Source organism: Pseudomonas simiae (assembly GCF_900111895.1).
Classification (GTDB): domain Bacteria; phylum Pseudomonadota; class Gammaproteobacteria; order Pseudomonadales; family Pseudomonadaceae; genus Aquipseudomonas; species Aquipseudomonas simiae.
This window is the reverse complement of sequence record NZ_FOKB01000002.1, coordinates 837448-862706: the sequence shown is the minus strand read 5'-3', so window position 1 is coordinate 862706 and position 25259 is coordinate 837448. Positions and strand designations below refer to the sequence as shown.

At 58.1% G+C, this 25259-nt stretch carries 33 protein-coding genes, 1 tRNA gene and 1 pseudogene; 9 read left to right on the top strand and 26 right to left on the bottom strand.

From position 1 onward, the window contains the following. The 20 genes and pseudogenes from BMZ57_RS09995 to BMZ57_RS09900 all read right to left on the bottom strand — a co-directional run. A pseudogene (locus tag BMZ57_RS09995) lies at positions 1-261 on the bottom strand (baseplate assembly protein); the annotation flags it as partial. Further along, complete coding sequence (locus tag BMZ57_RS09990; protein ID WP_074900482.1) at positions 258-584, bottom strand: GPW/gp25 family protein; 327 nt, start codon at positions 582-584, stop codon at positions 258-260. The gene BMZ57_RS09990 and the pseudogene BMZ57_RS09995, both read right to left, overlap by 4 nt. A gap of 5 nt (positions 585-589) precedes the next feature. Then, complete coding sequence (locus BMZ57_RS09985; RefSeq protein ID WP_044286799.1) at positions 590-781, bottom strand: hypothetical protein; 192 nt, start codon at positions 779-781, stop codon at positions 590-592. 46 nt (positions 782-827) lie between these two features. After that, positions 828-1403, bottom strand: a complete 576-nt coding sequence (locus BMZ57_RS09980) for a phage baseplate assembly protein V (protein WP_069673271.1) — start codon at positions 1401-1403, stop codon at positions 828-830. Continuing rightward, on the bottom strand, positions 1400-1918 hold the full coding sequence (locus BMZ57_RS09975) for a hypothetical protein (RefSeq protein WP_074900479.1): 519 nt from the start codon (positions 1916-1918) through the stop codon (positions 1400-1402). The genes BMZ57_RS09980 and BMZ57_RS09975 overlap by 4 nt, the downstream gene beginning before the upstream one ends. After that, positions 1911-2567: a hypothetical protein gene (locus tag BMZ57_RS09970; RefSeq protein ID WP_074900476.1), complete on the bottom strand. Its 657-nt coding sequence runs from the start codon at positions 2565-2567 to the stop codon at positions 1911-1913. The genes BMZ57_RS09975 and BMZ57_RS09970 overlap by 8 nt, the downstream gene beginning before the upstream one ends. Continuing rightward, positions 2564-2884, bottom strand: a complete 321-nt coding sequence (locus BMZ57_RS09965) for a head-tail joining protein (protein ID WP_074900473.1) — start codon at positions 2882-2884, stop codon at positions 2564-2566. Before BMZ57_RS09965 ends, BMZ57_RS09970 begins: the two co-directional genes overlap by 4 nt. 2 nt (positions 2885-2886) lie before the next feature. Beyond that, entirely contained in the window at positions 2887-3882 is a 996-nt protein-coding gene (locus BMZ57_RS09960) for a major capsid protein (protein WP_047541850.1), read from the bottom strand. Positions 3883-3944: 62 nt separating this feature from the next. Continuing rightward, a complete protein-coding gene (locus BMZ57_RS09955; RefSeq protein ID WP_069672298.1) occupies positions 3945-4283 on the bottom strand; it encodes a head decoration protein in 339 nt (112 codons plus the stop codon). Next, positions 4280-5422 (bottom strand): head maturation protease, ClpP-related, encoded by a 1143-nt coding sequence (locus BMZ57_RS09950; protein ID WP_069672299.1) that lies wholly within the window; start codon positions 5420-5422, stop codon positions 4280-4282. The genes BMZ57_RS09955 and BMZ57_RS09950 overlap by 4 nt, the downstream gene beginning before the upstream one ends. Continuing rightward, positions 5419-6900: a phage portal protein gene (locus BMZ57_RS09945; protein WP_069672300.1), complete on the bottom strand. Its 1482-nt coding sequence runs from the start codon at positions 6898-6900 to the stop codon at positions 5419-5421. The genes BMZ57_RS09950 and BMZ57_RS09945 overlap by 4 nt, the downstream gene beginning before the upstream one ends. Beyond that, positions 6900-7106 (bottom strand): phage head-tail joining protein, encoded by a 207-nt coding sequence (locus tag BMZ57_RS09940; RefSeq protein WP_069672301.1) that lies wholly within the window; start codon positions 7104-7106, stop codon positions 6900-6902. Before BMZ57_RS09940 ends, BMZ57_RS09945 begins: the two co-directional genes overlap by 1 nt. Before the next feature lies 1 nt (position 7107). After that, complete coding sequence (locus tag BMZ57_RS09935; protein WP_069672302.1) at positions 7108-9132, bottom strand: phage terminase large subunit family protein; 2025 nt, start codon at positions 9130-9132, stop codon at positions 7108-7110. 3 nt (positions 9133-9135) lie between these two features. Further along, positions 9136-9738 carry a terminase small subunit gene (locus tag BMZ57_RS09930; protein WP_069672303.1) on the bottom strand — a complete coding sequence of 201 codons (603 nt, stop codon included), beginning with the start codon at positions 9736-9738 and terminating at the stop codon, positions 9136-9138. A 204-nt stretch (positions 9739-9942) separates the two neighbouring features. Continuing rightward, positions 9943-10287 (bottom strand): phage holin family protein, encoded by a 345-nt coding sequence (locus BMZ57_RS09925; protein ID WP_069672304.1) that lies wholly within the window; start codon positions 10285-10287, stop codon positions 9943-9945. Between the two features lie 518 nt (positions 10288-10805). Further along, complete coding sequence (locus BMZ57_RS09920; protein ID WP_069672305.1) at positions 10806-11171, bottom strand: PA0613 family protein; 366 nt, start codon at positions 11169-11171, stop codon at positions 10806-10808. Further along, positions 11164-13386: a VapE domain-containing protein gene (locus BMZ57_RS09915; RefSeq protein ID WP_069672306.1), complete on the bottom strand. Its 2223-nt coding sequence runs from the start codon at positions 13384-13386 to the stop codon at positions 11164-11166. The genes BMZ57_RS09920 and BMZ57_RS09915 overlap by 8 nt, the downstream gene beginning before the upstream one ends. Continuing rightward, complete coding sequence (locus BMZ57_RS09910; RefSeq protein ID WP_074900470.1) at positions 13376-13603, bottom strand: TraR/DksA C4-type zinc finger protein; 228 nt, start codon at positions 13601-13603, stop codon at positions 13376-13378. The genes BMZ57_RS09915 and BMZ57_RS09910 overlap by 11 nt, the downstream gene beginning before the upstream one ends. Continuing rightward, positions 13596-14114, bottom strand: coding sequence for a phage regulatory CII family protein (locus tag BMZ57_RS09905; RefSeq protein ID WP_069672307.1), 519 nt, complete (start codon positions 14112-14114; stop codon positions 13596-13598). The genes BMZ57_RS09910 and BMZ57_RS09905 overlap by 8 nt, the downstream gene beginning before the upstream one ends. Positions 14115-14438: 324 nt before the next feature. Next, complete coding sequence (locus BMZ57_RS09900) at positions 14439-14672, bottom strand: hypothetical protein (RefSeq protein ID WP_069672356.1); 234 nt, start codon at positions 14670-14672, stop codon at positions 14439-14441. Between the two features lie 100 nt (positions 14673-14772). Here BMZ57_RS09900 and BMZ57_RS09895 point away from each other — a divergent pair, with 100 nt between their 5' ends. The 9 genes from BMZ57_RS09895 (at position 14773) to BMZ57_RS09855 (ending at position 20498) form a co-directional block, all read left to right on the top strand. Beyond that, a complete protein-coding gene (locus BMZ57_RS09895) occupies positions 14773-15420 on the top strand; it encodes a LexA family protein (protein ID WP_069672308.1) in 648 nt (215 codons plus the stop codon). 31 nt (positions 15421-15451) lie between these two features. After that, positions 15452-16411 (top strand): hypothetical protein, encoded by a 960-nt coding sequence (locus BMZ57_RS29125; RefSeq protein WP_139136429.1) that lies wholly within the window; start codon positions 15452-15454, stop codon positions 16409-16411. Between the two features lie 266 nt (positions 16412-16677). Further along, positions 16678-17259 (top strand): hypothetical protein, encoded by a 582-nt coding sequence (locus BMZ57_RS09885; protein WP_069672310.1) that lies wholly within the window; start codon positions 16678-16680, stop codon positions 17257-17259. A gap of 9 nt (positions 17260-17268) precedes the next feature. Then, on the top strand, positions 17269-17553 hold the full coding sequence (locus BMZ57_RS09880; protein ID WP_069672311.1) for a phage antirepressor KilAC domain-containing protein: 285 nt from the start codon (positions 17269-17271) through the stop codon (positions 17551-17553). Positions 17554-17693: 140 nt separating this feature from the next. Continuing rightward, positions 17694-18017, top strand: coding sequence for a pyocin activator PrtN family protein (locus BMZ57_RS09875; protein ID WP_069672312.1), 324 nt, complete (start codon positions 17694-17696; stop codon positions 18015-18017). 250 nt (positions 18018-18267) lie between these two features. Continuing rightward, positions 18268-18687 carry a hypothetical protein gene (locus BMZ57_RS09870; protein ID WP_069672313.1) on the top strand — a complete coding sequence of 140 codons (420 nt, stop codon included), beginning with the start codon at positions 18268-18270 and terminating at the stop codon, positions 18685-18687. Then, positions 18684-18905, top strand: coding sequence for a hypothetical protein (locus tag BMZ57_RS09865; RefSeq protein WP_069672314.1), 222 nt, complete (start codon positions 18684-18686; stop codon positions 18903-18905). Before BMZ57_RS09870 ends, BMZ57_RS09865 begins: the two co-directional genes overlap by 4 nt. A gap of 166 nt (positions 18906-19071) precedes the next feature. After that, the gene (xisR, locus tag BMZ57_RS09860; RefSeq protein ID WP_008036021.1) at positions 19072-19287 is read left to right on the top strand and encodes an excisionase family protein; all 216 of its coding nucleotides are present in this window, start codon (positions 19072-19074) and stop codon (positions 19285-19287) included. Then, positions 19284-20498, top strand: coding sequence for an Arm DNA-binding domain-containing protein (locus BMZ57_RS09855; RefSeq protein WP_069672315.1), 1215 nt, complete (start codon positions 19284-19286; stop codon positions 20496-20498). The genes xisR and BMZ57_RS09855 overlap by 4 nt, the downstream gene beginning before the upstream one ends. A 56-nt stretch (positions 20499-20554) precedes the next feature. Here BMZ57_RS09855 and BMZ57_RS09850 read toward each other — a convergent pair whose 3' ends face one another. From BMZ57_RS09850 to bamC, 6 genes are all read right to left on the bottom strand, one after another. Beyond that, a complete protein-coding gene (locus BMZ57_RS09850; RefSeq protein ID WP_069672316.1) occupies positions 20555-21322 on the bottom strand; it encodes an HIRAN domain-containing protein in 768 nt (255 codons plus the stop codon). After that, positions 21322-22227 (bottom strand): HipA domain-containing protein, encoded by a 906-nt coding sequence (locus BMZ57_RS09845; protein ID WP_069672317.1) that lies wholly within the window; start codon positions 22225-22227, stop codon positions 21322-21324. Before BMZ57_RS09845 ends, BMZ57_RS09850 begins: the two co-directional genes overlap by 1 nt. A 224-nt stretch (positions 22228-22451) precedes the next feature. After that, a tRNA-Ser gene (locus BMZ57_RS09840) sits at positions 22452-22541 on the bottom strand. Between the two features lie 83 nt (positions 22542-22624). Continuing rightward, complete coding sequence (gene purC, locus BMZ57_RS09835; protein WP_010212191.1) at positions 22625-23338, bottom strand: phosphoribosylaminoimidazolesuccinocarboxamide synthase; 714 nt, start codon at positions 23336-23338, stop codon at positions 22625-22627. A 27-nt stretch (positions 23339-23365) separates the two neighbouring features. Continuing rightward, a complete protein-coding gene (locus BMZ57_RS09830) occupies positions 23366-24124 on the bottom strand; it encodes an MBL fold metallo-hydrolase (protein WP_021491032.1) in 759 nt (252 codons plus the stop codon). Between the two features lie 4 nt (positions 24125-24128). Next, positions 24129-25244: an NlpB/DapX family lipoprotein gene (bamC, locus tag BMZ57_RS09825; protein ID WP_010212194.1), complete on the bottom strand. Its 1116-nt coding sequence runs from the start codon at positions 25242-25244 to the stop codon at positions 24129-24131. Between the last annotated feature and the right edge of the window lie 15 nt (positions 25245-25259).

Below are 25259 nucleotides of genomic sequence, written 5' to 3'. Positions count from 1 at the left end.
TGCAAGCTGGTCGAGATCTGCCTTCTCGGCGTACGCCAACATCAGCGCCTTGGCCGCATCGTTAACCCGTGCCCGGTTCTGCATCTTGCCGTACGCCCCCAGCTCCACCAGCTTGACTACCGGGTCGCTCTCCAGCGCTGCCGACCAGTTGACGCCCATGTGCCCACGAAAGGCAGCTAGCCCTTCTTCGTACAACGCTTCGTAATCCAAGGCCTCCAGCACCTGCGGCGCCGGCAGTGCCGATAAATCCACTGTGCTCATGCCGACACCTCCAGCAGCAGGCGTTCGCCTTGGTATTCACCGGTTAATTTGAAGTCGATGCGGCCGCTGACGATGGCAACGACCTGCACCTGTTCGAGCTTTAGCCGCGGCTCCCAGCGCTCCAGCGAGCGAGCCGCCTCGGCCTGTACTGCACTCTTCCAGCCAGCGTTAACCGGCAAGTCGACAAATCGCCGGATCTGGCTGCCGTATTCAGGTCGCATCCGCCGACTGCCGACCGGCGTGGAGAGAATGTCCCCGATGGACTGCCGGAGATGGTCGAGCCCGGACAGCGGTTGACCGGTGCGGCGATCCATTCCGATCATCAGGGTTACTCCTGCACCATTTCCGGGTGGGTCATAAGGAAAGCGAGCTGCTCGTCGGTGGTGGCCGTTACGCGGGCCTTGCTCACGGCCATAGTGCTGCCATCGGGCAGCACCAATGTGCGGGAGGTAAAGAGCGTGTCGCGAAACACGCGGCCTGGCCCAATCTCGTCCTGGCTGTCGGGTTTGTTCCTGCTCATCAATGGATGCTCCTAAAACGAAAAACCCGCACTAGGCGGGTCGGAATCAATGTTTATGATTTGGCGAGTTCCCGCCGGCATCAATGATCTTGCCGGCACCATAAATATCGCCGGTCGTGTTCAACTGGCCGTTGATCAGAGTTGCACCGTCGATGGTGACTGCGCCCACCAGGTTAATCGCCCCCGATACAAGTCGCGTACTATCCGGTGTCATCTCCAGCACCGAGCCACCGACCTTGACCGTGACGGTGCCGGCCGGCAGGTCGATGGTATAGCTGTGGGCCTCCCAGTCGTAGACCAGGGAGCCGCCATCGTCGAACCGCCAAACCTCGACATGGTCACGGTTGTCCGGTTGCGCGCCAGCATTGCCGTACAGACCGGGGAGGAACGTGCCCATAGCCGGCTCGCCGCTAGGGCTGATCAACGCGCCCTGCTCGCCCAGGCTCGGCACGCGCCAGTGGCGCGCCTTGCCAGCAGCCTGGCTGTGCCAGCGAACCCAGGCGCTGGTCCAATCGCCCGACTGCACACGCACCATGGCGGCAGGCAAATCTACCGCCACGACAACGCAGGGCAGCACGGTGGAAGCGATCATCCGGTCATGCTGGGCGGTGGCGTAACTCATCGCAGATCCTCCGGCCGGACCTGCCCAACACCCGGCCCCAGATCGATGACCAGAGAACCCGGCGGTTCATCCGGCCACGGCCACTCCTCGACGCCCAGGTAAACGGTCTGATCCCACTCCACCAGCCAGACGAAGTAGCCGTCCAGTTCGGGCTTGGTCCAGTCCTGGGTGGAGCGTACGAACTGCGCGCAGTCGACCTCCAAGCCCCAGCTTTGCCCCCGTAGAAGTACCGCTAATTGAGAGGCCAGCTGCACAGCTTGCCGTTGCGGGTCCGTGCTGATCGAGTCGACGATGATTCGCGCCTCGAACTTGCAGGTCAGCGAGGTTTCACCGGTACCGGTGTCCTGCGCCGGCTCCATCTCGGCCATTTCCAGCAGCACCACGGGCGTTGGGAGGGTGGTCTCCGCCGACAGATCCGGCCAGAACGACACCCCCTGAATCCCCGGTAGATGTTCCTGCAGGTGCTGCTCGATGGCTTCATACAACTGGTCGAGGCTGGAAGGCTGATCAGACACGGGCGATCCCCTTTAGGTACTTCTGCAGTTCAAAGTTGAGTTCTTGCTTGAGGATCTCCAGCAGGATTTCATCGGCGCGTTTGACCCAGCTATCGAAGTGCGGTCGCACCTGGTCAAGCGACACCTTGGCTTTCGCAAGCGGAAAGCGGTTGTCGCTTTCCGCGATGAAGCCAGAGGTGCGCCGCCCCTGCGTACTGCCGGGGTAGTCCGTGGCGTTGAAATGCTTGCTCGACGTGCGGATCCAGATATCAGGGCTGCCTCCATACACCTGCTTGAAGAACGCGCCCTGGTAACGTCGCCCTGCCACTGACACGCCGGCACGGGTTTGCCGAGCCTTCCCGATCCGACTGGCCTCGATTGCGTTGACCCCGAACCACAACTTGCCGCGCATCGCCCCGCCGCTGACCGGGTACGCCCGTAGGCGTTGCCGGACGGCGCCGATGGCGATCCGCTCCTGCTTACCAACTGCGCGGCCGATGTGAGTGCGCAGCCTGCCCAGCGTCTTATTAATTGCTCGACGCTGGGCCGCTGCAGCAGCCTTGGGCACTAACTGCCCGAACTCGCGTAACGCCTGGGAATGCACCGCTGACGGCTGGATATTGAGCATCCCGCTGTCCCGCGTCTTATGTACGTAGCTGCCGACGCTCATGCACGTTTCCTCAAGATCAAGGCCACCAGTCCATTACCGTTGGGCTCCAGCTGCAGCAGGTCGTATTCGCCACCACCATCTAATGCTGGCACGTCGACCGTGACCCGAAGGCCTTTGCTGAGACCTTCCGAATCCTTCACGCGGATCTCAAAGCGAGGCTCGCGTATGGCGGAGTGGACCTTGCCGAACGCAGGCTGCTTCCACGGTGCAGAGAACATGCCCAAGACCGGCTCGGCGCGGCCTTCGATCTGGGCACTGTCGCCCAAGGTCTCGAAGACCACATCGTCGATATCGTCGATCAGATCGCGGAAGGCCACGGTCACATCTCCAGCAGGATCTGCGCCCGAGGCCGCGTGCACAGGTGCAGCGGGTTGGACTGGGCTTCACCGGCCACGCCCTTGTTGAACGGCAGCGGCTCGATCTTGCTGTAGTACGGAATGCCCTGGGTGTTGACCGTTTCCATGTAGTCGGCCGGTGCGAAGGACGAGATGTACAGATCCGGTACGCCTTCAGGGATCAGCAACGCCTTGTCATCGTGGACAAACGCAACGCCGGCAACCTTGCCGCGATAACGCTCCCAGACGATCCCGCCGAACTCGAAGCTTTCACGGGCATCGCCACGCAGAGACGCGGCCTGCATGGTGTTGAGGTAGGTTTCCTTGACCGACTTATGAACGATGAGCTTGTTCCAGAAGTTCTTGCCGCACAGAGCGCGGGAACCGCTGCTGGTGACGCTGCCGAGGGCTTCCTCTTGCATATCCAGCGCTTCGCCGCATTTGACCCGCAGCTCGGTATCTGGACTGTTCAAACCCATCGGCAGCTTCTGGCGATTCACGCCGAAGGATTTGTAAATATCCAACAGGACGGTCTTGCCATCGGCGTCCAGCACCTGGCCGTTCAACGCGCCCATGCGTTGGAATTCGTGGGTGGCATCCAACTGGCGACGGGCCTTCGCCAGGCGCTTGTTGACCACGTCCTGGACGGCCTGCAATTCGCTGCGGGTGCCAAAAGCGCGAATGCCCTGGATCTCATCCGCCTTGATGGTGAAGCGCTCCGGCAGGTGCACGGTGTTGAACGGGATCAACGTACGCTTGGTCCCGCCAACCACCAGACCCGATGTACCACGCTCACCGGCTGGTACCAGCGCCAGGGTGTCGCCGTCCTTCTCGATCTGCACGGTCAGGGTGCTGATGCCCTCTTCGCGAAACAGGCCCAAGCTGCTGATGCGGCCAGGCAGGTATTCTTGTTCGTTGATTGCAGCGGTCAGCGAGGAGACGCTGAACGCATCGTCTTCAAAAATGGCGATATCGGCCATGGGGTACTCTCCAGAAACGAAAAATCCCGCACGCGGCGGGATGGATAAGTGAGGTGAACGTCTTAGCGGACGATCAGGAAATGGGCGGCCAGGGCCTTTTCGGCGGCAGGGTCGAGACCCGTCAGGTGGGCTTCGCTGACTTCGGCCAAGCGCACGACAGCGCGACCGCGACGAGGAACATCGGACTCGCCAAGCGGGCCGTAGAGGATCGCGATGGCGTTCTCGGTGCCGTCTTCGGCGGTTGGCTTATAGGGTGCAAATTCGCTGGTGGCGGTGATCAGGCCCAGGACCTGGCCCGGCTCTAGCGCTGCACCAGCCGCGACGTTGATCGCTTCGCGGGAAATGTTGCCAGCGCCTTCGGACAGCAGGAACTCGCCCGCGTGCATCGATTCGGTTTTCATGCTCTTGCTCCTTTCGAGGTTCCGTTCTGAGCTGCCTGACGACTGCTCCAGATTGCTTGGGTGTCGACCTGCTTGGCCTTGACCATGGGTTCAGGGTCATTGTCCAGCGGCAGACTGTTGTTGATTTCAAAGCCACCACCACTGCTCACCAGCTTGTCGAAGAGACGTGCCCTGACCGCAGCTTCATCCAGGCCAGCTGCGATGAACTCGCCAGTCAGCTCAGGTAGCCGTGCAGCAACGCAGAGGCCGTAAAGCGCTTTCGCCCTGGTCAGCGCCGCCGTGACTACCGCTTCGCTCTCCAGCTTGGTGGTAGCGAGAAGCGGCTCTACCAGGTTGCTGATGCCTGCCGCCGCGCAACTCTTGGTGACCAGTAGTGCCAATCCGGCGGCGTCCAGCACAGGAGCCGGATCTGGCTGAATAACTGGCTCTGTCGGTTCGACATCCGGCTCTTCATCCAGCTGAGCGAGCAACTCAGGCGGGGCATGCTGGAAACGCTGCAGCACGCTGCCCTGGCCGAGACAGGCGCTGACCTTCAAGCCATCACCCACTTCATCAGCCAAACCCAACGCCACCGCTTCATTGGCGGTGAGCCAGGTCTCGGCGTTGACCATGCGCCGCAACTCGACCTCGTCGATGTCCGGCGCTTTGGCTTTGTAAGCCGCGATGATCGCTTCCAGGGTCTGGTCCAGTACATCGGCAACACGTCGGAAGTCTTCGGCATCGCCACCGGTAAAGGTGTAAGGGTTGTGGATCATGAACATGGCGTTGGCCGCGATCACCACCCGGCGAGCGCCGCACACCGCGACACTGGCCGCGCTGGCTGCCAGGGCATCAATGCGCCCGGTGCAGCGCTCGCCCAAACGCGACAGCGCGTTGTGGATCGCCAGGCCGTCGAACAGGTCACCGCCAATGCTGTTGAACGCGACAGTCACCGGTGAGACGCCGTCATCCATGGCGCGCAGATCCTGTACGAACTGATTGGCTGTGACGCCCCAGGCGCCGATCTCGCCGTAGACGAAGATCTCGATGTTGCGCTGCTCGGCTTCGCCGCTGGCCTGGAAGGTGTACCAGCTTTTATCGGCGACTTTTACCTGCTTGCCCGCCTTGTCATAAACGCGGGGCTTGGCTTTTTTACTCATGGTAATTCCTTGTCATCAATCGGCTCGATGGCATCAAGAGTCGTGTAGTTGAGGCCGAGGTCAGTGGACCTGGCGAGGTCGGCGGCGTTTTCTGCGTCGATGGTTTCCGCGTCGTAACCGTTACGCAGACACATCTCACTGCGCGAACCGAAGCCCGCCTGCACTTCCATCCGCCGAGCCTGCACGTCCTGCACCGGCTGGATGTAGGCCCAGCCTTGTGGCACCCAACGCGTGCGCAGGTATTCACGCCGACGTTGCGCGTAGTCCTCCAGCACCAGGGCGCCGGACAACACCGCCATGTCCATCCAGGCCGCCCGCACCGGGCGACACAGCTGATGCACGTACACGCCGAATTGCAGTTGCTCCAGGCGCCGCCGGAACTCGTTGAGCACTACCCGCAGCGCTCGGTCGTTGACCTCCCGCATGTCACCGGTGAGGATCTCGTACGGTGTGCCCGACCCCGCTGCCGCAGCCATCAGTTGCTGACGCATGAAGTCCGGATAGTTGTTGCCGGCGTCCGGTGGTTTGGAGAACTCCACCTCTTCACCTGGCCCCAGCTCCTGCATGGTGCCAGGCTCCAGGGCGACCATCGGCGTGAAGCCGTCGCGGTCGGTGACCAGCAACTCTCCGGTCACGGGGTTGCGAGTCTGCGGCCCCGCCTCTGGTGCAGGTCGCTTGATGAAGCCAGCGAACAGATTCGCCACCTCCTGACGGAAAAGCACCGCGTCGTCGTAGTTATCCAGGCTGCGCAGGCGCTTCAACACAGGAGCCAGGCGCGGTACGCCGCGCAATTGACCAGGCTCCATCGGTTCGAAGATATGCAGTACTTGCGCTGCTGGTACACGCACAAGCTGGTTGTAGCCGGCGTTCAACGACGATGAATCCCGTGGATGTGACAGATACATCCAATACGCCACACGCTTGCCGGCCGGGTTGAACTCGATCCCGGCGCGGATCACGTTGCCGTTTTTGGCGGTCTCGAACTTGTCGTGAGGGACAAACTCCGGGGCCAGCGCCTGCAACTGCAGCGGCACCGCCAAGCCTTCACTCGGGCTGCGCGGACGCAACCGCACAAAGCACTCGCCGGCCGTTTCGACGGTGCGCGCCACCAGGGCCTGCATGCCGTAGAAGTCGGTCAACTCGTCGGCGTCCGCCTCATCCACCCAGTCATCCCACAGCTGCTGCTTCAGCTTGCGCAGGGCCGCGTCATCCGTGGTCGGCCTGGGCGTGATGCCGGTACCGATCAGGTTGCTGACACGCTTGTCGATGACGTTGAACGCGTACGGGTCATTGCGCACCGCCGCCCGCGAACGTGCCCGCAGGTTGCGCAGGGCTGGAGTATTGATGCTGTTGATACCGTTGTCGGTGGCTTCCCAACTGGCCGAACGCCGGCCCTCCCCGGCGCCTTCGTAACTGGCCTTGATGTTCGACGGCAGCAAGAATCCGTTACGGGTCAGCGTCGGATAATGTCGGGCCATTAGAGTCCTTTGCCTCCGTGGGTGAGCCGGATCACGCGAGAGCGCGGCCCGGCGGCTTGACTCAGCGACGTGCGAATCTCGTCGCGGGCCTTGAGCAGTTCGTCGATGGAGCGGTACTCCACAGTGCGGTCGCTATAGCGCACGGTCTTTTCACCGCGTGCGATGGCGCGCTCGATGGCTTCGAGGTGCTTCGGGGTAAACGACATATCAGCGTCTCTTCAGGTAACCGCTGGTGGAGCTGCGGCGTTGTGTGGGTGCAGCGGGTCGCGGTTGGGCGACAGGTGCAGCAGGTGGCGGTGCGGGTAGCGACTGACGCGCCGCAACTGGTGCCGGTGTTTCGTCAGCGTCGACGCGCTCGCCCTGCACGGGCTTGACGCCCAACACATCGTCGAACAAACCGGACTGAGCCAGCGCTTGGCGTACCCGCTCCCAGTCGTGTTCCTGGTAGCGGTTGATGCCCAGGTAGTGCGCCATCGCTAGGCAGTACACCATCAGGTCGAGCGCTTCGTTGCGCTCGGCCTTGCCCTTGACCCACTCGATACGCTTGTAGCCTTTGACGTATCGGGCGACCTTGCGCTCGGCCACGCACTGGGCGAAGAACTCGTCCGGCAGGTCGTTGGCAAAGTGCAGCGAGCCGGGACCGTCCTCAAAGGCGTAGCGGTTGTAGATCCAGTCCTTCGCGGTGTCAGTGCCGACAAACCACAGCTCGGCGCCGCCGCGTTCGGTCTGGCCTTTCCACGTAACGTCGACCATGGATGGCCGCTGAGCAATCACCGGGCGGCCAGGCTTGCTCGCGCCCTTGATCGCGAATATGTTTCGCCAGCGCCGCACACGGCAAAACTGATACACCTCGTCGGTGTGATGACCGCCGGAGTCGACACCCGTCGCCAGGATCGCCAGCGCGACACCGCATGGATGCCGGTAGCGAACCTTGAGTTTTTCGTCCAACACCGCCCAGGTGCGTTCATCGGCAGGGTCGCCCCAGATCACCTGGTGGTCGACCACCCAACGTTCCATGCCCACGCCGAAGCCCATCACCATTAGTTCCAGGCGGTTGGCCTGGACGTCGACGGCACCGGTCAACATCAGCACGCCCACCGGCATGCTGCCGAGGGTGTAGCTCTCCAGCCGTGCCCGAGCGACCAGCACTTCGGCCTTGGTCTGCTCTTGCGCGCTGTCCCAGACCTTGGCGAGGCGGGTGTTGTAGAACACCTGCATCAGGCCCATGTCGCCCTTGGCCTGGGCCTTCTTGGCGTCTTCGAATTCCTCGGCCAGCGAGGGCCAGTCCTTCCAGCCAATCGGTGAATACAGCGCGTTCAGGTGGAAGCCCACCGTCTTGCCATCGCCGTTGCCATGGGCGCGCCATTCGCCTCGGGCGAGCATGTCGGTCTTCTGGTGTTCCTCGATCAGCACATCACATTCAGGCGCGGCGCACTGGTAGTGAACCGCGCTGTAGTCCTTGTTGTAGAGCAGGCGCTCCCACTCCAGCACCTGCATATGTCCGCAGGATGGGCAGGGCACGTAGTAGTAACGCTGGTCGCTGGCCTCGAACAAATCCGCGATCCGCGAGGCGCCCTTGATCGTCGGCGAGCTGGAGAAGTAGATCTTCGCGTTGCGGCCAAAGTTGGTGGCCCGCGTTTCCGCCAGAACGATGGGGTCACCTTCCTGGCCGACATCGTTCTCCCAGCGGTCGACCTCGTCGCCGTAGATGTAGCGCGCCGACAGCTCCGACAGGTTGGCCGCAGAGCCCGCTGTGGTGACGTACAGGGCGCCGCCCTCGAACTCCTTGGTGTCCATGGTGTTGCGGGCGTCCCGTGAGCGGCTGGCTGCCACGCGCTTTGCCAGCTCCGGCGTTGCCTTGATAGTCTTGCTGATCCGCCCGGAGACGCGCTTGGACAGGCCCAGGCTGGGCAACAGCGCCAGGATGTTGGACGGCGCCATGTGGATCAGACCGCCCATCCAGTTCAAGGCGATCTGCGTTTTCATCAGTTGCGAGGCCACCATGGTGACCACACGCCGGCACGGGTGAGCCGGCGACAGGCAGCGCATGGGTTCGCGAGCGTAAGGTGTCCGGTCCGTGCGGTACTGGCCGGGCTCAGGGGCGCCAGTGTCCCGTGGGATGCGCATGTACTCGTCGGCCCACTCGTCGATCCAGAGGTCTGGGTCGGGTCGCAGCCCACGGAAATATGCCTCACGGTACGCACGGTCACCGTCAGGAAATTCCGTGGTCATAGGTCAGCTCGTTGTCATTGCTCGTTCAAGGTCGGACGAGGACATGCGCTCAGCCTCTTCCAGTGATTTACGAAGTGTCGCCGCCAGGTGTTTCTCGATGTCCCAAGGATCGGTCATGGCTGCCACCTTGTGGGAAAGCTGGGGGAGCAGGCCGAACAACTGGTCACGCAGATGTCGCCCCGCGTTGTAGGCCCCCAGCTCCACTGCATCCCTGGCAACCAGCGAGCCCTGCGCCTTGTGCAGCTCGATCTCGGCTAGTTGCGCCAAGTTGTGTTCGCGCATGGCGCGAGCCTTCTGGAAGTCGTGGCCCTTGGTGCCGACAGCAATAGGCTGCTGCGGCGCAGCCGTGTTGGTCGGCTCGACCAGGGGGGACAGTTGGCTGTATACGTCACGCTGGATCCGGTCCTGCTGGTGTCGAGCAGCGACGGCGGCCTTGCTGGGGTCGGCGGTTTCGACGATCAACGCTTCAGTTGCCAGCACGTCAACCATCTTGCCGTCCGGCGAAAGGACCAGGCGGTTGTTGCCTTTCAGCCAGGTGATGTAACTCGGCGTCCTGCCGATGCGAACCGCGAAAGCGCTTTTAGACAGAAACAGTGGATCCGTCATAAGCCCTCCTTTTCAACGGCTTTTCAATGGAAACCTTTCAATTTCAATGGATTGAATTTCAGTAAGCTGGCAGCCCACCCGCTAACGCTTTCCCGCGGGTTTCATGCCCCGTGTCCCTCGAATGCCGCCAGGGTCCCCAGCGAATTTCGGCGCACCATTTTGACCCCCCCGCTACAAGCCACGTAATCCGTGGCCTCCAGCGCATCATGCCTGCCCACTGCTCGAGGGCGGCACATCGCACACGCCTAACCGCTTGGCGGCCCAGCGTTCGTACAGCCCGATGGCAACATCGGCGCCGGCCATAGCCGTCAGGCATCCAATGCTCCCCGCCGCCAGGACCGACATGCCCGATGCGTGCAACAACATCATGGTGGAGAGCCCGCAGACCACACAGGCCCCGGATCGAAGCAGCAAGCGGCGAACCAATGACCAGCCGCTTACCCCCGCTTTGTCGGCCCGCCATGCCTCGCCGGAAATACCGCCGATCAGGGATAGCAGGATCACCATCCAGATCGGCATCTCAATAAGCGCTTGCTGCTCGTTTGTCATCGCCCTACCCCATAAACGCAAAAACCCGGCGCAATGGCCGGGTTTAGTGTGGTGGTGTGTCCCGCTGCTCGCGGTCGCACCTATCGAAGATGACTACTTTTTACAGGTGGATTCCGGTGGCAGCAACCCTGTTTTAATGCCACCCGGTGAATGTCTGGTCTACGCCTAGGCAATGTCGGTGAATATCTTTATTTCGGCTTCCAGCGCCTCCGGCGCTGTCCTACCTGCCCCACTATTCAGAAGGGAGGTAGGACAGCTGGAGCCCGCTGAATTCGGGGCCTTGCCCTACTGCCCTACCTCCTTTAACTTTTTCTCGTGTAAAGAGAGAAAACTAAAAAAACGCATGCGCGCCAGCGGCGCGTGATGCGACGCGCTACGCTCATGTGTGCGTCGTGCGATATTAGGTAGGGAGGTAGGACAGGCCACGGAATGCGCGGCCTCCAGCAGTCCTACCTTACAAACTTGAGGTAGGGCAAGGCCGGACAGTAGGACAGTTGTAGGCGCAAGTGTGCGAAAGGTCACGCAGCCTTCCCCATCAGCATGCCGGCAATGTGCAGGTGCGCTTCATGCAGGCGCTGATAGTAGGTATCGCGACTACACCCACAGTGGGTGTACTTCTGCGACAGGAAGCTTTCGTGGTTGCAGTAGTGTTCACGCACGACGACCGACAGCTGCGGCGGCAAGTGCTTGTTGACGATGAGCTCGATGTCGGCCGATTCATCTAACAGTACCCGACTGCCACGCGTGCCGCGTATCAACTCCCCTTTGCACTCCATCAGCATGGCAATCATGTTGCCGCCACTTGGCCCACCAGAGCCTTCGGGCACTGGCGAATGCAGATCCTGCGCCCAGAGCTTGAGCATTTCATCGATTCGTTTAATCAAAGCAAGGCTCCTCATCCCGTGCGCTATCAACCTGCAGCGCTGATGTATTGCCCCAATGATCTGGCTTCTTGTAGGCATATGGCCGAATACCACTTTTGGGCAACGGCGGCAGTCGCACCTTTCGCCATCCGAGTCGATGCATGATCGCCCCGACACGCATCTGCTCAGGCTTGCCCCAGTGGCCATAATCGAGCTTCAACGCACCAGCCAAAATATCCTCGCCGCTCGCTGTTGCGCCGATCTGAGATTCTTCCAACCACTTGACGACCGGACCTTCCCACTCATCCACGACAAAGCGCGACTCCTGCGCCTCGGCGAATAGTGGAGCCTCATCCCGGTTGACCCACCAAATGTCACCGGACTGATAACAGAACATCGCTTCGGCCCAGAGCTGGTCGCGGACTTCGCGCAACTGTTCCAAATCGACTTTGGTACACGCGACAGGCCAGTAACGCCGGTTACCCGTGGCGTCTTTGAGATATTCGTCTTGGTTGGTAGTACCCACAAAAACACACTGGCGTGGCACGTCCATCGTTCTTCGGCCATAGCTCTCGCGATAGGTGTCAGTCGACGCAGAGAAGAACTGCTTCGCCTTGGTGGATTCAGCTTTGTTGAAACTATCTAGCTCCCCCAGCTCTATGATCCACTTACCACGAATCGCCTGGAAACCATCCTTATCGCCCAGGGCGAAAGGTGTATCCATAAACCAGGCACCGCCTAGCACAGACATTGCTGTTGATTTACCTGCGCCCTGTGCCCCTTCGAGGATCATCACCGAGTCAGCCTTACAACCTGGCTGCATCACGCGCCCAACCGCTGACACCATCCAGCGCTTACCAACCTTCGAACTGTAGTCAGTTGCTTCAACGCCCATGATGTCAGTCAACCAGGTAGCCAACCTTGGAACTCGGTCCCATTCCAGACCATGGAGGTAATTGCGTACAGGATGGAAGGCATGATCATGGGCAACCACACTGACCGCTTCGATCACGCTGCTGGCCTTGACCCGAAGGTTGTACTGTTGTGCGAGCCACTTCATTACTAGCATGTCGTCGATATCTGCCCAGTCGCCAACACCGCCACCGTATGGGGCGGCGCGTAACTTCACGATTTTTGAGCTGAATGCGCTGAAGCCGATCACTCCGGCCCAACGCTCATCGTTGCCAAGAATCAGCTCGACATTCTGCATGTGCGCTATCAAAGATCCGTTTTCGGTTCGGGCCAGTTGATCCTTCCAACCACCAGCTGCAGGAGGCCTGACCACCGCCAGCACCTGACGGCGGACCGCCTCTAGGCCTTCTGCAATATGCAGGTCGTTGAAGTCGGTCCACTTGGTTTCGCGCTCACCGGAGAACACCGGAGCAACCACCTGACCACCGACGATCAGAGCGGCGTTGTTGGCCTTTTCTTCGCCAGGGTTCCAGGGATCGCCGTTAGGGCGCTTGGTCTTCCAGTCGTCGTCACGACAGATGATCAGCGGGCAACCGGGGAAACGTTCGCGCATGGCCTTGGAGACCGACAGCAAGTTGCCCGCGTCGAAGGCGACGGCGACAGCGAGCGAAGTCGCCATGTGCAGGCTTGCACCCGTGGCATAACCCTCACACACCAGCACCGGCTCACCCGGTTCAGGGTGCGGGCCGATCAAGTGGAAAGCGCCTTCCTTCGACATGCCGTAGGGCCAATACGCTTTGTCGCGCCCAGTGTCCTCTTGCTTCGCGGGGAAGATCACCTGCAGGCCAACGATCTGATCGCGCACGTTGCACATGGGCACTAAAAATGCGCCTGTACGTGGCGCATAGCGAACCTTAAAGCCTACGATCTGCTTTCGATCCAGGTAGGCGCTCTTACCCTTTTCCGGCATTCGCTTGAACAGTCCGGCAGCACGGTTGGCCGCTCGACGTGACGCGTTGGCCGCGATCTCGGCAGCCTTGCGCTTGGCATCCTCCTGGCGAGCGCGCATGACTTCGCGCTCTTCAGGGCTCATACGACCGGCCTTGACCTTGATCTTCTGGGTTTCGCCGGAGCGCCAGTCACCGAAGCTGCCGAAGATCAGCGTCTCGTTCTTTTCGGTGCGGTGTTCGTGGATGACGTACCAGCCGTTCTTTTCCTTGCCCTTATCCTGGGTGGTTTTGCAGCGGGTGAGCTTTCCGAATACGAGGGGTTGAGCGGGTTCGAGACCGTAGTCTGCGAACTGATTGAGCACGTCATCGAGCATAACGGGAAGCCCTCAGATCATCAGCGGTTTTACACCCAATGCAGAGCGTGCAACCGGGCTGTGCCAAGCGGCGCGCTTCAGGAATAGGTTCGTCGCACTCATCACAGAACATCAGGGAGTGCGGTGCCGTGCTGGACATCAGCGCCAGGCGTGCAGCCACAGCTTGATCGATCCGTTCCTGCACCAGGTCATTTGCAAAGTCAGCGATATCAGCCACGTTCCACCCCGCGAGTCGTCTGGTTGACGTAACGGGCGCGGTTGTACATGCCCAACAACCCCTGGATACCTCGAAATACCAACTGGCGAATTTCGGCCAGCTCGCCGTCATCGACCTTGCCGTCACCAATGTGCTTGGCCCAGGTTTCGGACAAATCCGCAACCTGCCGGAAGAACTGCGCGATCCCCGTGGTGAGGGTTTCAGGCATGTCGTTGGTATACGCCTCGGCCAGCTCCTGCCAGATCGTGTCACCGACAAGACCGTGCACAGCATCGAGAATGCGACGGTCCTTGGTCAGTTCGAGGATCTCGCCGAACTCCTGGACATTGACGGTGTGAGAGGGATGGGTAGGAGACAACTTGTGCTGCAACGTGGTGGCATTGCGGCCGGTGGTGGCGGCGATTGCAGCGGCACCGCCGGGATAGTCCCGTGCGGCGTGGTACAGGGCTAATTCGAGCGTCAGGACTTCCCTTTGCGCTCGATCAACACAGCTTAAAGCTACTCGGCTCATGGCATTAATCCTACTAAGTTGCCAGTGCCCCGCGACATGCAGTGGTGTTACATTTGCCGCGTGGCTTGAAAGGGCCCAAACGCCGGCTAGATCTAGGGATCGAAACCGGCACCGTGCCGAGGCGAACAATCTGTTGCTCACCTCTGGCGCAACAGCTGCCTAATCTGTGGTGGAAAAGGCAGCAACCCAAGACATCCGTGTCTTGGCATCGCGATAAAGGGAGGTGGTTTGCATGTGGTGTGCCCGCAACTCTTTATCGCGACCCGACAGCACTGTGGTGGTGTGTGCCGGGAGGAACTGGGCGGCCCTTGGGTCGCCTTTTTTCTATGCAGCTTTTCCCGCTGAAGGAGTTTCAGTAACACCGAAATGCTCCAAAACTTCTGCGAGTGATACAAATCCTTCACTCTCACGAGCCAGCGACTTGATCAGCGAAACACTGGGATCCTTGCTCGCATATTTGACGTGAAGGCGAAGATAGCTCAAAGCGATACTGCAACGGCCCGCGTACGCCTCAAGCGCGTCAGAGTCCAAATGGTTGATGTAGTCGCGCAGTTTCATAGGGTGTTCCTCCTTGACCACAAAGTTAACCCTAAAGGTTATTTTTTGCAACACCAAATAGGACATTCACCTACAGGGTTAATCCAGACAAAATCAACCGATGAAAATTTCAGATACTCGCCTACAGAATTTCCGCAGGGTCCTGGCCGAGAAAAAGCTTCGCCTGACCGACATTGCCGAACGCCTTGGTAAGGCCCCGGCACAAGTCAGCGCTTTTGGGGGAAAAAATCCAACCAAAGGTATAGGCGACCTTATCGCACGACAAATTGAAAAAGCTCTTGATTTGCACAATGGATATTTAGATATGCCCTATGGGGTTGGTGAATTCAACAATGCCACCATCCTTAGCCACACCGGCAGAAAACTGCCTGTGATTGGATCAATTGCTGCTGGCGTTTGGTGCGAGACAAACGGTAGCTTTGACCCGAGAGACGCAGAAGAGTGGATTGACGCACCAGGTCCGGTGGGCCCACGTGCCTTTATCCTGCGCGTCGAAGGAATCAGCATGGAACCCAAATTCACTGAAGGGGATAAAATTGTTATAGATCCTTCACTCGAAGCACATCCAGGGCATTTCGTCGCCGCCAAAAGGACAAGGGATCAAGCAGCGACATTGAAGCAGTTAAAGCAAGAAGGCGACGAGCAGTACCTATTCGCAATCAATCCCGACTGGCCAGATCGTATTATCAAAATGACTGAAGAATGGACTATCTGCGGGAGAGCCCGCTGGAAAATTTCTGACCTTTAAAACTAAAAACCAATTAAATCACGGATAGATAATGTCAGAACATATAGGACACATTAAAAACCCATTAACTGTAATTTCACGATTTGCAGCAATAGCCGAAATCAGTGGAACTGCTGTACTACCGTTTATCGCACCTGAGAACCAAGCAACTTACATATGGTTCTTAATGACCTTCCCTGTATTACTCGTTGGTGCTTTTTTCTTAACCCTAAACTTCAATCACAAAACATTATATGCACCGTCAGATTACAAGAACCAAAACCATTTCTTAAATCTTTTCGGGATAGTTACCCCAAACGAGCGTGACGAAAAGCTAAACGCTGAGGTCCAAGAAGCTGATGCTACCCTTCAGCCTTTAGAAGAAAGCCCAGTAGTAGAGCAACCTGCACCAATCCCTGAAGATCCGCCAATTCCAGTCGTCGCAGATCAGGCCGAGACGATGGAGTCAGCCAATTCGCAAGAAGAAAACAGTACCGATTCTGATCATCCACTCACAGAAACAAAATTTGATTTTGAAGGCTTCAAGAAACGAAGCAACATTGAATCAATTGCGAAACTTGAATACATAGAAAAACGCTCAATAGAAAAGCTTAGGCTCTCCACGAACATACAATTCTCTGCGAAGGTTAAATTCGACATTCCTTCTCTTGAAAAACCATTGATATTTGATGCCATTGCCGATCAAGGCGACACCATCCATATTGCTGAAGTCAAATACTTTGACAAACAGCGTTTTGCACCTAGCCGCTTTGGACCGACACTCACAAAAGCTAGCTTAGCAGCTCAAAACATTTACAGCGTTTCAAGCCGTAAAGTTGTACTGCACCTTGTTGTGATCTTAAATGAACCCACAAGCGAATCAAATCAACATAATATTAAAACCGCTCTCCATAATCTCGCGAGACCTCTTGACCTTACTTGTAGAATCTACATCGCCACTGTCGACCAACTGGCTTCCGGCCTTATGCCCGCAGATTGGACATGGAAGTGACACAAAATAACCTAATAGGTTAATTTAAGCTTGACGAGTTAACCCCGAAGGTTATCATTGCCTCACTCTTCCACCACAGAGCGAGGCAACACCATGCACACCACAGCCACCCTGCACGTCCACCCGGCCGCTGCTAACCCCGCCCGCATCTTCGAAATCCGCCGCTTGGCACAAGACTGCGGCTGCGCCTTCATCGCGTCCAAACCCAAACCGCAACAGCGCTTCACGCCCGCCCCATTCGATCCAAACGACGGAGGGCACGCGGCATGAGTAAGTACAAACTCGACAACCGTACCCTGGCCTTGCTCAAGGCCCAGGTGAACCTGACCCAAACCTTCAACCACCACTTACGCGCCGAAACGCAGCGTGAGGCCCTGGCCTTCCGCCTGAACGTCGAGCGCCGCAAAGTCGACACGCACTTCACCGTTGAGCTGGGCAGCGAACGCCACACGCTGACCCTGGCCAACACCAAGAAGATGCACCTCAAGCTTGCGGACTTCATTGAGGAGATCGTGAACGGGCCAACCAACCCAACCGATCCATCCTCTCTGCAGCACGCAGACCGCCGCTACGGCGCGTTCGAGACCGAACACAAGCAGCAGGTATTCGACCTAGTGCAAACCGGCGGCGCTCTCAGTCTCGATATGGGCTTCGAGCAACCGATCAACTTGGCAATCCACCGCAGCAAAACCCGCGCCGGCATCACCACCATCATGAGCATCGGCGTCAGAAAGCCGCGCACCAAGTGTTTTACGGTGTACGGCAGCGACGTGGAGATCTACTCCATGGTGGCCGAGTCCATCACCCATCTGGCTGCTGTGGCGACACCCGCCGCGCATGCAGCCTAGGAGGCCGAGATGGAACGTAGCCTGGCAAAAGCCGCCAAGTACTTCGGCCTCACCCGCCCAAAGCTGATCGCTCTCATGCGTGAAAAGGGCCTGTTCAACGACCGCAACCTACCTGCCTTCCCTGTGCGGGACCGCGAGTACCTGCGGGTCAAGGACAGCAACTGGTACCACGAGACCGCTGGCATGCAGTACAGCCAGTCGACCAAGGTCCGCCAAGCCGGTATCCGCTGGCTGGCCGAGCAACTAGGGCTCGAACTGCCAGCCATCCCGGCAGACAACCGTGACGTGGCCTAGGGAGTACGCCCGCCAGATAGTCGCCATGCGCACACGCGAGGAGCGCAACGCCGCGCTCCTCGAAGTGCCGGAGCATCTGCGGGAGCTGACTAAACGCCATTGCCTGAATGCCTGGAATCATCCTCAACGGAAGAAACCCAATGACTGCACACGCTGACCAACAGCCACTAAGACTGCTGCCCGCACCCGATCCGGTGACAGTCGAACTGCTGTACCGGACCTTTGGTGACGTTCTGATCCCGGTGGAAAAGTTGCGCGAACGGTACTTCCGGAACCTCAACGAAGGATCTTTTGCCGACGCAATTACCACAGGCCGAATTCAACTGCCCGTGACAACACTGGTCAACAGCCGCAAGGCACCGAAGTACGCCCACATCAAGCATGTGGCCTCGCTAATCGACATTCGCGCCTATAGGGCGGATGAAGATATGCCGCGACCAGAATCCGCCGGCGACGAGGTGTGACATTTCGCTGCTCGATAAATGCAGACACTGCGATACGCCGTTGTCTGTCGAAGAAAAGGCCAGCCGACTGTGTGATGGGTGCAGCTACTTTGCCCCCGATTATCAGCGCTACGACGCCCTACGAGAGGAGGGCTACATGCCCCACCAGGCCAAGCTGATGTGTGGCTTGGCAGATCCACCCGATCCAGACAACGAATAACACACCAATTGGCTGCCACCACAAGCCAACACACCACCAGGAGCACACCACATGACTGCAATTCAAATCTGCGCATTGATTAGCATCATTTTCGCAGCCGCGATCCTCTATTGGGCCGGCTATCGAGGGGGCCTGATTGATGGTCGCATCGAAGGCATCGACGAAGGCAAGGCTATTCAGCAATCAGATAGCTCAGGGACGATCCAGGACCTTAAACGATCGCTTGATCAGGCACAGGACCGCCACAAGCAACTCTACTCCCACTATGAGCGCGCATTGGCCGCCTCAAAACTAGGGGAACCAGAACGCCAGACTCTGCTGACCATCGCCGAACAACTGAGAATTGCGGCAGAAACTTTCAGCGCATTCCGTACAGGCAAAAAACTTGAACGTGACTCACGCGCCCTCCGCGATCAAGCGCTCGACATGGCCGTCCTTCTGCAGCAAGTAGCACAAGAGGACGCAGCATGAATCGTCTTATCCCATTGTTGCGTTTAACACCCGAGGCAGCCGGTGAGCTTCAGCGCCAGTGCGCCAAGGCGACCACCGAATTGCTGGAGTTGATGCGCTTTCGCAAAGAGTTCGATCGACAACTAGCCGTGCTTATCGGCAATGACGCCCTGCGCAAGCTGCACAAGGATGCAAAAAACGCATTGTTGCTGGCCGACTTTGTAAAGGAGGCCGCATGACAGCCCTTCGCCGAACAGTACGAATCCGCCGGGGACAGATGCCGCCGCTCGACCTGAACACCATCTGTGACAAGTGCAACAAGTCACGAGCACACGGCAACCATCAAAAATGCAGAAAGCAGCTCCAGGCCGAAGGTATCGGCCGACGCGCAGGGGAGAAACCACAATGAGCGCAGCAGAGAAACTCGACTTCCACATAACACCAGGCGCTTGGTTTCGCCAGGATCTGCTGTATCCAGTCTTCGGCCTAAGCACGGAAGCGGTTCGCAAATATCGCACCCGAGGTCTGTGGCTTGAGGGCAAGCATTGGCGTTACGACCCAGCCAACGTGATCGTCTACAACCGCGCGGCCATTGAACGTTGGATGGAAGGAAAACCATGAGCGCCAAGATGCCGACCGGCGTTGAGATGAATGGAAAGCAGCTACGCATCTGGTTCATCTTTAACGGCCAACGGTGCCGGGAACCCCTGGAAGGAGTCTTGAAAGTAAACAAGGCCGCAATCGCCTATGCCGACAACAAACGCCGTTCCATTCTCGCGGAAATCAAAGAGGGTCGCTTCGACTATTCAGCCCATTTTCCCAACTCGCCCAGGGCTGCCATGTTCACGGGAACCGGCGGCCCTTCACTCAAGCGCACTGTAAAGGAAGGGATTGAGCGGTGGCTGGAGGTTCAGCGCGCGCTTAAAGCGTCGAGCACTGTCATCAACTATGTGAGCAAGGCTGTGCACGTAGAAAAGAAGTTCGGCAAGCGCCGACTTGTCGACATCAGCAAGAGCGATATTGAGCTGTTTCAAGCACAACTGCTAAAGCAGGGCCTCGCCCCGAAGACAGTAAACGACATTTTCACCGTCGTTCGTGGGGTGTGGGCGGACGCCTTCGGCGACGGGATCCTGAAGGCGAACCCACTCGACAGGATCTGCAACGTCGGATCGGACGTGGACCTGGAGCATGCCGACCCCTTCAGTCGCACCGAGATCGAATCGATCGGCAAGACGGACCCGGACCGCCGGCCTGATGCCAGGATGATTGAGTTCAACTGCTGGGCCGGGATGTCCCTTTCAGAGCTCATTGGGCTTGCCGTTGAAGATGTAGACCTTGATGCCGGCCTGGTGCATGTACGCCGCGCATTGGTCGTGGGCGAGTTCAAAGTCCCCAAAGAGCGTTCCAGGGTCCGAGTCATCGAGCTTATAGACCCGGCACTAGAACTGATGCGGGAGATAGTTGCCGCCGCCAGGGATGTCGTAGCCGAGGAAATCACCGTTATCCAGCGCGACAACATCACGTCCAAGAAGATGAAGGTGAGGTTCCTTTTCCGCAGCTCGACCAGCGGTTTACTTTGGAACAGCAAAACGTTGAGCAACTGGTTCACCGCCCACCTGAAAAAAGCAGAGGTTCGTCACCGAGGCGCCAACCAGTGCCGCCATACGTTTGCCAGCCAGATGCTGTCGAGCTACGTCCCGGTCGAATGGGTAGCCCGTCAACTCGGACACGCAGATACGACAATGGTGAGAAAGCACTACGGGAGATGGATACCGAAGGACACCAAGAGCATGGCAGGTATCGTGTCGAAAATGCTGGGGTTCAGAAGCTGAGAACTAGGTTTTCACAACGGGAGGCGCAGCCCGATTACGATCGGGCTGCGACCTCACTAGAGAATTTCAAACTCTGTTGAACTCATCATTGACTGGCCTGCGGGTAATCGACCGGTCAGTTCAACAAGAAACCGCTGGTTCAGAGGAGCAGGAGCAGGATTCACTCGGGTGACCACAGCGCTCAATGACTCTTGATCATCACTTTTACGGATAGAGTGCAGGTCAGGGAGTAGATAGCGTGGTACATAACCAATGATTTGAGGTTTATTAACAGTTTGTAGCTGAATAGCCCAACCAGTCGCGGGATTATTCGCCTCAAAACAAACTCTCAATTTTTCCCCAACCGCGAGATTATTCATAGCTAGATTCGACGACTCGTGCATGAACCTACTGCCATGAATAAAAAACCGGCAAACAAAATCGCCGTCAGGCGAAGTCGTCAGAAGAGGGAAAATTTCCAGCGTATCTGTCTGCCTCGAACCACCGGAAATAGACAAAATCCTAAAAGGATCAGCCTTATCCTCTAGATCCATCCGTTCAACTATTTCAGAGAAATCTGAACGTCGTGGGTTTGGGATGCGATTCGAAAATACAGAAAACAGCTCAGAAGACGTGTACACATCATTCATCACCGGGAACGCCTCCAGAGGGCTGAATCCGGCTACAGACTTAGCAATTTTCGCGCCTTTCAAGTAGCGGAATGTATAACGTTCCCCGCCATCAACCGCCCGATCCAGGCGACCAATCGGAAACCAGCTGGCTTTTGGAGGAATCGCAGCATCGACCGTGTAACCTGATCTCCATGCCAAAAATAAAGTATTCATCATCTGATTCCTGTCAGCTCACGGTAGGTATACCTGAGTAGGTCGGCAGTGAATTCCCTACAAGGTTGCTCAATACAGCCTTCGGGAATTTCGTCTAGCAGCCTACAGAGCTCATCAATGTCAATCCTAGCGAGCCGCTCAACCCATGGGGCGACCATTTCTGGCCATCGCGCGTGGGCTTGCTTCAGCAGTTCTATAGGGTTAGTCCCTTTTGACCCAGAGGAATTCCAATAAATCGCTCCCCTAGCCTTATTTACATACCATTCGCCTCGGTTGGCAAGCCCGGATCGCAACCAAGAATCAATCTTTTCCGAATTCAGCTCTCTTCCTAGCGACGAAGCATGATCAAAGGATGGACCAACCCAGTGCTTTACGGCATTTTGCTCCCTTGAACGAAACACACACCAGTTCTCGTGATGCCTATCTACGTTAACTATCAGAGCATCCAGAGTAATAATCCCACCGAGTGACACGACTGCTTCGTACTTGGATGCCAACGTTGGCATTAATGTACAGACCGTATCCAAAATATTGCTCAGCGTGTGGGTGCTGAGCCCATAATTCTGAGATTGGTCATAACCAGGGATGGCACCTGCTAGAAGCTCGTTGCCGTGTACAAGCTCTACTCCGTCTGAAAGCTGGCTAAATTTCCGGCTCAAACAACCAGGCTGCCCCTCAAAGGACGCTAATTCGACGTCAGCGCAGGGAACACCAAGTTTTTTTGAAATCTCGCTGGCCAGCTTTTCAGACCAATGCTCTCCGGCAAAATTTTTGCCAGATACGCGAGAGTGCTTGAACAACCAAACGTCTTGATCAGGAGGAATGGACACCCAAAACTTCGTTTTCGTCCCCATCCACTCTTCATCAATCACCCAGTCCTTCTGGACCTCGATAACCTCAAACATACGTCCGCAGATTCCTTTCGCGCAGGTAGCTGACCGTCATGCAATCTACATCATTGCGCATAATAGAAAAGCTGTTCGTTGGCTAAACGATCAATGGTTATCCAGAAAGGCAAAGATGAAAAATATTTGCTCTGCTTGCCCTAAAAATGCCCTAAGCGAACATAAAAAAACGACTAAGCCCCTGAAATATTCAACCATTTCAGGGGCTTAGTCGTATTCAATAATGGCGGAGAGATAGGGATTCGAACCCTAGGTACCGGTGAAGGTACAACGGATTTCGAATCCGTCCCATTCGGCCACTCTGGCATCTCTCCAACGGCGCGCATCATAACAGCGTGGATCAGGAAAGCAAAGCGCCGAAGCGATTTTTTTCCGTGCTATCAGATGCTTGCGTCGATTAAAGCGGTACGCCCAGACGGTTGGCGACTTCTTCGTAGGCTTCGATGACGTCACCGAGGCCCTGGCGGAAGCGGTCCTTGTCCATCTTCTTCTTGGTGTCTTTGTCCCACAGGCGGCAGCCATCAGGACTGAATTCGTCGCCCAGGACGATGGAGCCGTCGTGGAAGACCCCGAATTCGAGCTTGAAGTCCACCAGCAGCAGGCCAGCGTCGTCGAACAGCTTGCTCAGCACGTCGTTGACCTTGAGGGACAACTCCTTCATGCGCGCCAGTTGCTCAGCGGTGCCCCAGCCGAATGCCACGACGTGGGATTCGTTGATGAACGGGTCGCCCTTGGCGTCGTCCTTCAGGAACAGTTCAAAGGTGTAAGGGTTGAGCTTGAGGCCCTCTTCCACGCCCAAACGCTTGACCAGGCTGCCGGCCGCGTAGTTACGCACGACGCATTCAACCGGGATCATGTCGAGCTTCTTGACCAGGCACTCGTTGTCGCCCAGCAGTTTGTCGAATTGGGTCGGAATGCCGGCCGCTTCGAGCTTCTGCATGATGAAGGCGTTGAACTTGTTGTTCACCATGCCTTTGCGATCAAGTTGTTCGATGCGCTTGCCGTCGAACGCCGAGGTGTCGTTGCGAAACAGCAGGATCAGGCGGTTGGCGTCGTCGGTCTTGTACACCGACTTGGCTTTGCCGCGGTAGAGTTCTTCACGTTTTTCCATGATGGGCTCCGCTTGCTAAATGGTGGGCTAGGCGATGTGTCGCCAATCGAGCCCTGAATCTTGATCGGCCAGTTGCAGCCAGTCCGGGTCGCACCCGAGGGTGTCGACAAAACATTGCCGGGCCAGCTGCGGCAGGTTGTTCTTGCTGCTCAGGTGGGCCAGGACCAGGTGTTGCAAGTCTTGCCAGCCCAACTCATACACCAGGTACGCCGCCTGGTGGTTGTTCAAATGCCCCAGCTCGCCGCCCACCCGTTGCTTGAGAAAGTACGGGTAATGACCACGCGCCAGCAGGTCTCGGCAGTGGTTGGACTCGATCATCAATGCATCCAGGTCACGGTAACCGTCCAGCACCTTTGAGCAGTAGGAACCCAGGTCGGTGAGCACGCCGAAACGCCGCTCACCGTCACTGAATACGTACTGCGTCGGCTCCTGGGCGTCGTGCGCTACGGCAATCACATTGATGCTCAACGCACCAATCTGCAGCGTCTCGCCACCAGCCAGGAAACCTGCAGGTTCGATGGGTTTGCGCATCCCGCGCAAGGTACCGCGACTGAGGTACACCGGGAGATTGTAGCGCCGAGACAGCAAACCCACGCCATGCACGTGGTCGGCATGTTCGTGGGTCACCAGAATCGCGCTCAGCTGCGCGGGGTGAACCCCCAGTCGCAGCAGGCGCCGCTCGGTTTCCCGTAACGAGAAACCACAATCCACCAGCACGTACGTGTCGTCGTGGGCGACCAGCGTACCGTTCCCTTGGCTACCGCTGCCGAGAACGGCAAAACGCACCGGATCAGCCCAGGTTGTCTTGAATCACGCCCAACACTTTGCGCGCTGTTTCAGCGGGCGCAACGGTGTTGATGTTCTTCTCGACGGTGACCTGCACGCTTTCGCCTACCTTGCTCAAACGAACCTGATAACGCTCGGCGCGGGTCTCGATCTCTTCCTTGGTCGGTTTGCTGCCGAACAGCTTGCCGAAGAAACCTGGCTCGTCGTCTTTGCGCTCGGCTTTTTCAGCCACGTTGATGTAGTACAGGCCCAGACTGCGGTTGATGTCTTCTACACGCCAAGGGCCCTGTTCCAATGCACGGCCAACGCTGGCCCAGGCACGGTCGAGGTCTTCACCCAGGTTCAACACCACGTTGCCGCTGCCATCTTCGGTGAGGCTGACGCGGCTTGGGGTGTCGTAATCACGTGCGGCGAGCAGGGAAACCGAACCGCCCTTCTCGGAGATACGGCTCATGCTGGCCAGCATCTCGTCGACCAGTGCCGAGTCGACACCGGTGTTGACCGAACGGTTGGTGAAATCAACGTTGGCGGTGCTGCCGGCCGGACGCTCGGCGCTGACCACATAGACTTCACTGGTATTACGCTGCACGCCTGGCTCGATGCGCACGCGCACACGGGCCTCGCTGTCGGCGGCTACACCACCGGCCTGCAGGCGCTTGGCCATGGTGGCGGACAGTTCGCTGCCCTGCTGCCATGCGGTGGTGAATTCACCGGTCTGCGGGCGCTGCTCGTCGATGCGGAAGCCGTTGTCCTGGAAGAACTGCACGGCCACTGGCCAGACTTCGGCAGGTGGGCGCTGAGCCACGATCCAGCGGGAGTCACCACTCTTCTGCAGACTGTAGTCGCTGGCATCCGCCACGGCCGAGATCGGCTGTGGACGCGGCACCACGTACTCACCCTTGGCGGTGTCGTCGGCGACATTGCGCGGAATCGGCAGCAACGGGTCAAGTCGCTTGGCGACGTTGACGCCCGGCGGCAGCTCCATAGGTTTGGTAGGTTGTGCTTCCAGGTAATCGCTACCGCGGTCACGGAAGTAGCCTTCCGGGCCCCAGATCCAACCGCAGCCACTGGTGCTGGAGATAATCAAGGCAAGTGCGGAAAGTCCGGCCAATCGCTTCATGCGTAGTGCTTCCTC

Excerpts from the sequence above, each read along its gene's own strand:
- BMZ57_RS09990 (WP_074900482.1), bottom strand. The coding sequence starts at position 584 with ATGATCGGAATGGATCGCCGCACCGGTCAACCGCTGTCCGGGCTCGAC.
- BMZ57_RS09985 (WP_044286799.1), bottom strand. The coding sequence starts at position 781 with ATGAGCAGGAACAAACCCGACAGCCAGGACGAGATTGGGCCAGGCCGC.
- BMZ57_RS09980 (WP_069673271.1), bottom strand. The coding sequence starts at position 1,403 with ATGAGTTACGCCACCGCCCAGCATGACCGGATGATCGCTTCCACCGTG.
- BMZ57_RS09970 (WP_074900476.1), bottom strand. The coding sequence starts at position 2,567 with ATGAGCGTCGGCAGCTACGTACATAAGACGCGGGACAGCGGGATGCTC.
- BMZ57_RS09960 (WP_047541850.1), bottom strand. The coding sequence starts at position 3,882 with ATGGCCGATATCGCCATTTTTGAAGACGATGCGTTCAGCGTCTCCTCG.
- BMZ57_RS09955 (WP_069672298.1), bottom strand. The coding sequence starts at position 4,283 with ATGAAAACCGAATCGATGCACGCGGGCGAGTTCCTGCTGTCCGAAGGC.
- BMZ57_RS09950 (WP_069672299.1), bottom strand. The coding sequence starts at position 5,422 with ATGAGTAAAAAAGCCAAGCCCCGCGTTTATGACAAGGCGGGCAAGCAG.
- BMZ57_RS09945 (WP_069672300.1), bottom strand. The coding sequence starts at position 6,900 with ATGGCCCGACATTATCCGACGCTGACCCGTAACGGATTCTTGCTGCCG.
- BMZ57_RS09940 (WP_069672301.1), bottom strand. The coding sequence starts at position 7,106 with ATGTCGTTTACCCCGAAGCACCTCGAAGCCATCGAGCGCGCCATCGCA.
- BMZ57_RS09935 (WP_069672302.1), bottom strand. The coding sequence starts at position 9,132 with ATGACCACGGAATTTCCTGACGGTGACCGTGCGTACCGTGAGGCATAT.
- BMZ57_RS09930 (WP_069672303.1), bottom strand. The coding sequence starts at position 9,738 with ATGACGGATCCACTGTTTCTGTCTAAAAGCGCTTTCGCGGTTCGCATC.
- BMZ57_RS09925 (WP_069672304.1), bottom strand. The coding sequence starts at position 10,287 with ATGACAAACGAGCAGCAAGCGCTTATTGAGATGCCGATCTGGATGGTG.
- BMZ57_RS09915 (WP_069672306.1), bottom strand. The coding sequence starts at position 13,386 with ATGCTCGATGACGTGCTCAATCAGTTCGCAGACTACGGTCTCGAACCC.
- BMZ57_RS09905 (WP_069672307.1), bottom strand. The coding sequence starts at position 14,114 with ATGAGCCGAGTAGCTTTAAGCTGTGTTGATCGAGCGCAAAGGGAAGTC.
- BMZ57_RS09900 (WP_069672356.1), bottom strand. The coding sequence starts at position 14,672 with ATGAAACTGCGCGACTACATCAACCATTTGGACTCTGACGCGCTTGAG.
- BMZ57_RS09895 (WP_069672308.1), top strand. The coding sequence starts at position 14,773 with ATGAAAATTTCAGATACTCGCCTACAGAATTTCCGCAGGGTCCTGGCC.
- BMZ57_RS29125 (WP_139136429.1), top strand. The coding sequence starts at position 15,452 with ATGTCAGAACATATAGGACACATTAAAAACCCATTAACTGTAATTTCA.
- BMZ57_RS09885 (WP_069672310.1), top strand. The coding sequence starts at position 16,678 with ATGAGTAAGTACAAACTCGACAACCGTACCCTGGCCTTGCTCAAGGCC.
- BMZ57_RS09880 (WP_069672311.1), top strand. The coding sequence starts at position 17,269 with ATGGAACGTAGCCTGGCAAAAGCCGCCAAGTACTTCGGCCTCACCCGC.
- BMZ57_RS09875 (WP_069672312.1), top strand. The coding sequence starts at position 17,694 with ATGACTGCACACGCTGACCAACAGCCACTAAGACTGCTGCCCGCACCC.
- BMZ57_RS09870 (WP_069672313.1), top strand. The coding sequence starts at position 18,268 with ATGACTGCAATTCAAATCTGCGCATTGATTAGCATCATTTTCGCAGCC.
- BMZ57_RS09865 (WP_069672314.1), top strand. The coding sequence starts at position 18,684 with ATGAATCGTCTTATCCCATTGTTGCGTTTAACACCCGAGGCAGCCGGT.
- xisR (WP_008036021.1), top strand. The coding sequence starts at position 19,072 with ATGAGCGCAGCAGAGAAACTCGACTTCCACATAACACCAGGCGCTTGG.
- BMZ57_RS09855 (WP_069672315.1), top strand. The coding sequence starts at position 19,284 with ATGAGCGCCAAGATGCCGACCGGCGTTGAGATGAATGGAAAGCAGCTA.
- BMZ57_RS09850 (WP_069672316.1), bottom strand. The coding sequence starts at position 21,322 with ATGAATACTTTATTTTTGGCATGGAGATCAGGTTACACGGTCGATGCT.
- BMZ57_RS09845 (WP_069672317.1), bottom strand. The coding sequence starts at position 22,227 with ATGTTTGAGGTTATCGAGGTCCAGAAGGACTGGGTGATTGATGAAGAG.
- purC (WP_010212191.1), bottom strand. The coding sequence starts at position 23,338 with ATGGAAAAACGTGAAGAACTCTACCGCGGCAAAGCCAAGTCGGTGTAC.
- bamC (WP_010212194.1), bottom strand. The coding sequence starts at position 25,244 with ATGAAGCGATTGGCCGGACTTTCCGCACTTGCCTTGATTATCTCCAGC.